A 6,796-nucleotide genomic window follows, 5' to 3' on the forward strand; every position below is an offset into this window, starting at 1 on the left:
TTATTTGGAGCTATCAGGTTTAAGGTGCCTTAAGAGATTCAGCAAATTTACTATGGCACGGAAAAGACGAGGAAAATCCGATAGTTCGGGTAAGAAGAAGATGCTTTGGGCATTTGTCTGCTGTACCCTCGTCGTGTTTGTTTCCTTGATATGGCTTTGGTGGCCCCTAGGCAAGGAGCGGCATTTTGGTATTCCCATACCAGCTGGGTTTGGCATACATGGTATAGACGTCTCCCAATATCAGGGAGACATTGATTGGAAAAAAGCGCTAGCGCCGCAAGATAGCCAAATTCGTATTTCGTTTGTTTTTATGCGCGCTACGATGGGGTTAAGAAAAGATAAGAAATTCAAGGAGAATTGGAAGGAAGCACGCTCATATCCTGTCACTAGGGGAGCTTACCTCTATTTTCATCCCGATAAGGATGGCGTGAAACAAGCCGATCTTTTTATTGAGACCGTCGGCAGCCTAAAAAACTGCTATCCGCCGGTGGTCGATGTGGAACATCAACATAAGCAAAAGCCCGCAATCATAAGGAGCAGATTGATGGCTTGCCTGGATCGTTTGCACAATCATTACGGCATCAGACCCATTATCTATACCTATACTACCTTCTATCGCGATTATTTGGGTAGTGATTTCGATGCCTATCCACTTTGGATAGCCCATTATAAACAAGAGGAAGCGCCCAATTATATCAACAGGCCCTGGGATATTTGGCAGCACAGCGAAGAAGGAAATATTGAAGGGATAATGGAAAAAGTAGACTTCAACGTCATGCACGACGCGAGTATTTTACGCGCATATAGCCCAAACTAACGGTGAGCGGAAGCGTTGTTTAGATTATTTCTTAATAACGTTATGTGCTTGTATTCTTGTCTTGTTCTTTCTATTATTCTTAATTTTGTAGCAGATTAAATCAATTTTGATATATTGATGAAGAAGAGTTCAATCGTAGGGATAATTATCATTGCCGTGGCCATAGCCATGATCATAAGTATTTATACCGATTCCAGCACTTATGCTTCCTTTACTGATGCCACCAAAACAGAAGCGGAGATTCATGTAGTGGGGCAGCTGAATAAGGAAAAGACCTTGTACTATGATCCGGTGCAAAACGCCAACTATTTTGCTTTCTATATGAAAGACAATGAAGGTACGGAATGCAAGGTTGTTTTCAACGGTTCAAAACCGCAGGATTTTGAACGTTCTGAGCAAATCGTGCTAACGGGAAAAATGGTGGGCAAAGAATTTCATGCTACCAAGATATTGATGAAATGCCCATCGAAATACAATGAGGATCAGGTAGAAATAAAAGCGGCCAGTGTTTCCTAGTATAAGTGCAAACGGAAGGTAAGGAAAACTTGCCTGTTATTTTCAATAAACTTTAATGGATAGTATACAATATATTGGCGAGAGCCTTTTGCCAGGCCGTATAGGCCAGTTCTTTGTTGTTTTGGCCTTTGGTACGGCATTGTTGTCGTGCATCAGTTACTTCTATGCCACCAAATACAAAGACGAACAATCATGGCAAAAAATAGCACGCATAGCTTTTTGGATCAACCTAATAGCGGTTGTAGGCATTGGTTCCAGCCTGTATTATATCATATACAATCACCTTTTTGAGTATCATTATGCTTGGGGGCACAGTTCGCGAGCCTTGCCGTTCTACTATATAGTCTCCAGCTTTTGGGAAGGACAGGAGGGAAGCTTTTGGCTTTGGATGTTCTGGCAAAGCGTTTTATCGGTAGTGGTACTGTTCCGTGGCAAAAATTGGGAATCGCCGGTAATGACCACGGTGATGCTGTGCCAGGTAGTATTGGCGTCCATGCTCTTAGGTGTAGAAGTGTTTGGCGAAAGGATAGGCAGTTCTCCTTTCATTCTGTTGAGGGAAGCCTTGCAGATTCCTATATTCAGCGATCCCAATTATTTGGCCATGATAGCAGATGGCAATGGCCTTAACCCTTTGCTCCAGAATTACTGGATGGTCATTCACCCGCCCACCTTGTTTTTGGGCTTTGCATCCATGGTCATTCCCTTTGGCTATGCCATAGCTGGTTTATGGCAAAGAAAATACCAAGAATGGCTGAAGCCGGCATTGCCTTGGTCTTTGTTTGCCGTGATGGTCCTTGGTGCTGGTATCATTATGGGGTCTTTTTGGGCTTATGAAGCGCTCAATTTTGGGGGGTTTTGGGCATGGGATCCCGTAGAGAATGCTTCTATCATTCCTTGGTTTACCCTCATTGCTGCTGTACACGTCATCATTGCCTATAAAAATTCCGGACATTCTTATTTTGCAGCAACGTTTTTGGTATTGATCAGTTTTGTATTGGTTATCTATGCTTCTTTCCTGACCCGCAGTGGCATCTTGGGAGAGACTTCCGTGCATTCTTTCACGGATTTGGGCATGTTCTGGCAGCTGATCGTTTTCAATCTGCTGTTCCTGGCCATCATGCTTTACTTCCTCATTTCGCGCTATAAGGAACTGCCGAAGAGCAAAAAGGATGAGGATATATACTCGCGTGAGTTTTGGCTTTTTATTGGCGCGCTGATATTGGTGGTTGCTTGCGTACAAATCATAGCAAGCACTTCTATACCCGTATTCAATGCCGTATTTGGCACCAAGGTGGCTCCGCCGGTAGACCCGATAGCGCATTATAACAAATGGCAAGCGGCCTTTGCCGTGTTGGTCCTTATCCTTTCGGCTGTCGCCCAGTTCCTGAAATATAGACGTACTGACACCAAACTATTCTATATACGTCTTGGCGTATCCTTTGTGGTAGCGGCTATATTGACGGCAGTATTTGTCTATGTGACCGACGTATACCACAACTTCATGTATATCCTGCTCACCCTTGCGGCCATGTTTGCACTTGTGGCCAATGCCCGTGTCTTGGGAGATGCCGTACAGGGAAAATGGAAATTGGCCGGATCCTCAGTTGCTCACATAGGCTTTGCGTTATTGTTATTAGGGGCCTTGGTAGCGGCGGCAACCAACAAAGTGGTCTCTATCAATTCTACCGGTGCTATTCCCGTTCAAGGCTTTGAAGAGACTTCGGAGAAAGCTGGCGAAAACCTTTTCCTCAACATCGATGAGCCAAAGCAGATGGGCGATTATACGATCACCTATGTAGGCGACAGTGTGGAAAAACCTAATATCTACTACAAGATCAATTTTGAACGCAGAGATGCCAATGGTAAGGTGACGGAGAGTTTTCAACTGACCCCTAATGCGCAGGTAAACGAAAAGATGAACCTGATATCTTCTCCCAGTACGCATCATTACCTTACTAGGGATATCTATACTATCATTACTTCTGCCGCACGTTTGAGCATGGATATGTTCAACGAGGATGAACATGTCCACGAAGGGCACGATCCTTTGGAAGACTATGAAGAGCCATCGACTGAATTGGTAAGCATAGGCGACACCCTGCGCTACCGCAATGGCTTTGTCATTGTCAAAGCCGTTAATAGAAATGCCACTTTACAAAATATGCCCTTGGAAGAAGGCGATCTATTGTTCTCTCTCAACCTGGAAGTGCATTCGGCCAAAGGTGAAGTGTATGATGCATCGCCCAAGCTATTGATAAAGAATGGCAATACATTTGACTTTGGCCACAGTGTCGACGACCAAGGATTGCGTTTCAGGTTTACCAAAGTGGTCCCCAATGAAGGTATGGAGCTGATGATTTATCAAAAGCCCTTGCCAGAGAAAAAATGGATCGTTATGAAAGCCATCGAATTTCCTTATATCAATTTCTTCTGGTGTGGTACCATTATCATGACGGTAGGTTTCTTCATGTCCATATTCCGCAGAAATAAGGAACTGAAAATGAAAGAGCCCGTTCGGAAAACATCGAGGCCCAAGCTGAAAGGAACCGAAGTATAGATTTTAGCGTATGTTCAGTAAATTTAAGCAGGTAAAAGCCTTTGTCTTCGATGTAGATGGCGTATTGACCAATGGCGATATTTTGGTGACCGAAGGGGGCGACCAATTACGCATTTTCAGTACGCGGGACGGTTATGCCCTACAGCTAGCGATCAAAAGGAGGTACCCCATTGCCATAATCACCGGAGGGAAATCCAAGGGGGTGAAAGCAAGGCTCAACGGCCTGGGGATCGAAGATGTATTCATTGGCGTGGGCGATAAGGAGCTGGTGCTGAATGATTGGTTGGAAAGTAAACGGTTAACCATGGAAGATGTGCTTTATATGGGAGACGATATACCTGATATGGAGGTGATGAAGCAAGTGGGCTTGGCTACGAGTCCCTGCGATGCTGTGGAAGAGATTAAAGGATTGTGCCAGTATATTAGCCCTGTGGCAGGCGGTAGGGGAGCTGTACGCGATGTGGTGGAAAAAGTGATGAAACTGCAAGGAACCTGGACGGAGGACTCTTCCGTAAAAAGCAATTAACGATGATCAATCTCGAAAAATTTACATCACTCGATATTATACTGGCCTCCAAATCTCCCAGGCGGCAGGCACTGCTAAAGGAAATGGGGTTGACCTTCAGGGTAGCTATCAAAGATGTCGATGAGTCTTATCCTACGGATTTGGAACCTGGGGAAGTAGCTGAATATATTGCCTGTAAAAAAGCCAATGCCTTTGAACTGACGACAGAAGAGGAACTCATCATTGCGGCTGACACGATTGTCTGTGTGGAAAACAGGATACTCGGAAAACCCAAAGATGAACAAGACGCTTTTCAGATGATATGCTCCCTCAGCGGACGTAGTCATGAGGTCATTACGGGTGTCGCGCTGGCGAGTGTAAACGATTTTAGGGTTTTTCACGAAAAAACCACCGTATATTTCCACTCGCTATCAGAAGATGAAATATGGTATTATATCCATCAATATAAGCCTTTTGATAAGGCAGGTGCCTACGGTATCCAAGAGTGGATCGGTGCTGTAGGTATTGACCGTATAGCAGGTAGCTATAACAATGTAGTGGGTCTGCCAACGGATAAATTGTACCGCGAAATTGTACAGATGTTGCCATTATGACCAAGATAGGCCTTATTTCCGATACGCATGGATACCTTGCTCCAGCTGTGTTCAAGCATTTTGCTGCGTGCGACGAAATATGGCATGCGGGCGATTTCGGTACCTTGGTGCTGGCGGAAGAGTTGGCCGCTTTCAAGCCGTTGAAAGGTGTTTACGGTAATATTGATGGGCAAGATATCAGGAAAATGTACCCGGAAGATTTACGTTTCCAATGTGAGCAGGTAGATGTCTGGATGACACACATCGGAGGTTACCCGGGCAAGTACAATATGCGTATCAGGCAACAAATACAATTAAATCCCCCCAAACTTTTCATCTGTGGGCATAGTCATATATTGAAAGTGATGTACGATAAGAAATTGCATTGCCTGCACCTCAATCCCGGAGCAGCAGGCTTGCAAGGCTGGCATAAGGTGAAGACCCTGATGCGCTTCGATATTGATGGAGCCGAAATCAAGAATTTGGAAGTCATAGAATTGGCTTAGCCCAAATTGATTTAGCATCATTTAACTATTTTTTCAATTAATTAACATTTCTTCAAGCTAGTTTTGGCCATGAGTTTTTTAAAGACCTTATCCAAATCATTATGAAGAAAATCTTTTTTATCATTGTTATTGTCTTACTAAATTTACGGTATCTAGGTGCCCAGACTTGGGACCTCACCTATGGAGTAAATGTTCAGGCTAGTTCGCCCACCTATTCGGTAAAAAATATCAGTAGCGGTATATCCCGCGATGTATCCAGAACCTGGGGAGTCGGTGTTGGCGGATTTGTCCATGCCAGCCCAAGCAAGTATTTTGCCCTCGAAGGCGGGCTGAATTTCCAATCGTTAGGAAGTCTACTGGACTATTCCGAATTTGGCAAGAACAAGGTGACCCAGCATAGCTATTGGCTGCAAATTCCCTTGAAAGCCATAGCCAAATTGCCCTTAAGGGATTCGAGTTATTTCTTTCTCGGCGCCGGACCGTATGGAGGTATAGGACTTTTTGGAACCAATAGCTTTAAAAGCAGTTACTCAGGTACTAGAACGGATTTCAGTTTCGGTGACGATGGCACCCAGCAGCGCATAGATTATGGATTGAACTTTACTACTGGCTATCGTTTTAAAAAGGGAGTGAGCGTCAATGCAGGCTATACCTGGGGACTGGCCGATATTGCACCTGGCAGTGCGCGCTATGAGCAGTACAATAGGGCGTGGACCTTTGGCCTAGGCTATCATTTCTGATCTGTTTTATTTCTTCAATGAGTCCCTCTTCTTTTTCAGCATACTCAGTATAGAACTGTTTTCACCATCTTCCATGTCCCCGAGCTGAAGTTCCAGTGCATGCGTACTCCGCTGTATTTCTATGAGGGACAGCAGGAGAGAGACCGCAAAAAAGATGAGGCTTAGGGCAAAGAACAATTCCGAAACCAAGGCCCACTCCATATAGATACCGTACATAGATGCTATGCAGGCAAGAAAGCTCAATACGCCAAATGCCTGCATATTTTTTCACTACTGACCGACAAAAAATAATTTAAGGAGCTGCCATATCTGGCAAGCTCCTTTTTTCATATTTTGGTTTTACGACAAACTAAAAATATGAGTGATAAAAATACAGAAAAGAAATTAGTCGGTCAGCCAATCTTCAAACAATTATTAGGTTTTATTCCAAGGAACAAATTTGAGATGCTTGTGAGCAAGCACCGGTCTGACCGCTATTACAAGACCTTTGATTCATGGACACAACTCATGACGATGCTGTTCGGAATATTCAGCCGATGTGATTCTATGGGCGAGATCTGCG

General features: G+C 44.3%; 9 protein-coding genes. 8 read left to right on the forward strand and 1 reads right to left on the reverse strand.

The features are described from left to right. Positions 1-52 precede the first annotated feature (52 nt). The 7 genes from A37S_RS25435 (at position 53) to A37S_RS0119910 (ending at position 6,234) form a co-directional block, all read left to right on the forward strand. Positions 53-817: a glycoside hydrolase family 25 protein gene (locus A37S_RS25435; RefSeq protein WP_051293334.1), complete on the forward strand. Its 765-nt coding sequence runs from the start codon at positions 53-55 to the stop codon at positions 815-817. A 117-nt stretch (positions 818-934) separates the two neighbouring features. Continuing rightward, entirely contained in the window at positions 935-1,333 is a 399-nt protein-coding gene (locus tag A37S_RS0119885; protein WP_028298501.1) for a cytochrome c maturation protein CcmE domain-containing protein, read from the forward strand. Between the two features lie 55 nt (positions 1,334-1,388). Further along, complete coding sequence (locus A37S_RS25440) at positions 1,389-3,890, forward strand: heme lyase CcmF/NrfE family subunit (protein ID WP_051293335.1); 2,502 nt, start codon at positions 1,389-1,391, stop codon at positions 3,888-3,890. Between the two features lie 10 nt (positions 3,891-3,900). Then, complete coding sequence (locus tag A37S_RS0119895; RefSeq protein WP_028298502.1) at positions 3,901-4,416, forward strand: KdsC family phosphatase; 516 nt, start codon at positions 3,901-3,903, stop codon at positions 4,414-4,416. A 2-nt stretch (positions 4,417-4,418) separates the two neighbouring features. Beyond that, complete coding sequence (locus A37S_RS0119900; protein WP_036603412.1) at positions 4,419-5,009, forward strand: Maf family protein; 591 nt, start codon at positions 4,419-4,421, stop codon at positions 5,007-5,009. Next, positions 5,006-5,494, forward strand: coding sequence for a metallophosphoesterase family protein (locus tag A37S_RS0119905; protein WP_028298504.1), 489 nt, complete (start codon positions 5,006-5,008; stop codon positions 5,492-5,494). Before A37S_RS0119900 ends, A37S_RS0119905 begins: the two co-directional genes overlap by 4 nt. A 101-nt stretch (positions 5,495-5,595) precedes the next feature. Further along, on the forward strand, positions 5,596-6,234 hold the full coding sequence (locus A37S_RS0119910) for an outer membrane beta-barrel protein (protein ID WP_028298505.1): 639 nt from the start codon (positions 5,596-5,598) through the stop codon (positions 6,232-6,234). Between the two features lie 6 nt (positions 6,235-6,240). Here A37S_RS0119910 and A37S_RS25445 read toward each other — a convergent pair whose 3' ends face one another. Then, positions 6,241-6,495, reverse strand: coding sequence for a DUF2721 domain-containing protein (locus A37S_RS25445; RefSeq protein WP_051293336.1), 255 nt, complete (start codon positions 6,493-6,495; stop codon positions 6,241-6,243). A 96-nt stretch (positions 6,496-6,591) separates the two neighbouring features. Here A37S_RS25445 and A37S_RS26830 point away from each other — a divergent pair. Further along, positions 6,592-6,796 (forward strand): DUF4372 domain-containing protein (locus A37S_RS26830; RefSeq protein ID WP_028297422.1); only part of this gene is annotated, 205 nt, incomplete at its 3' end.

This window comes from Olivibacter sitiensis DSM 17696 (genome assembly GCF_000427965.1).
Taxonomy (GTDB): domain Bacteria; phylum Bacteroidota; class Bacteroidia; order Sphingobacteriales; family Sphingobacteriaceae; genus Olivibacter; species Olivibacter sitiensis.

Excerpts from the sequence above, each read along its gene's own strand:
- A37S_RS25435 (WP_051293334.1), top strand. The coding sequence starts at position 53 with ATGGCACGGAAAAGACGAGGAAAATCCGATAGTTCGGGTAAGAAGAAG.
- A37S_RS0119885 (WP_028298501.1), top strand. The coding sequence starts at position 935 with ATGAAGAAGAGTTCAATCGTAGGGATAATTATCATTGCCGTGGCCATA.
- A37S_RS25440 (WP_051293335.1), top strand. The coding sequence starts at position 1,389 with ATGGATAGTATACAATATATTGGCGAGAGCCTTTTGCCAGGCCGTATA.
- A37S_RS0119895 (WP_028298502.1), top strand. The coding sequence starts at position 3,901 with ATGTTCAGTAAATTTAAGCAGGTAAAAGCCTTTGTCTTCGATGTAGAT.
- A37S_RS0119900 (WP_036603412.1), top strand. The coding sequence starts at position 4,419 with ATGATCAATCTCGAAAAATTTACATCACTCGATATTATACTGGCCTCC.
- A37S_RS0119905 (WP_028298504.1), top strand. The coding sequence starts at position 5,006 with ATGACCAAGATAGGCCTTATTTCCGATACGCATGGATACCTTGCTCCA.
- A37S_RS0119910 (WP_028298505.1), top strand. The coding sequence starts at position 5,596 with ATGAAGAAAATCTTTTTTATCATTGTTATTGTCTTACTAAATTTACGG.
- A37S_RS25445 (WP_051293336.1), bottom strand. The coding sequence starts at position 6,495 with ATGCAGGCATTTGGCGTATTGAGCTTTCTTGCCTGCATAGCATCTATG.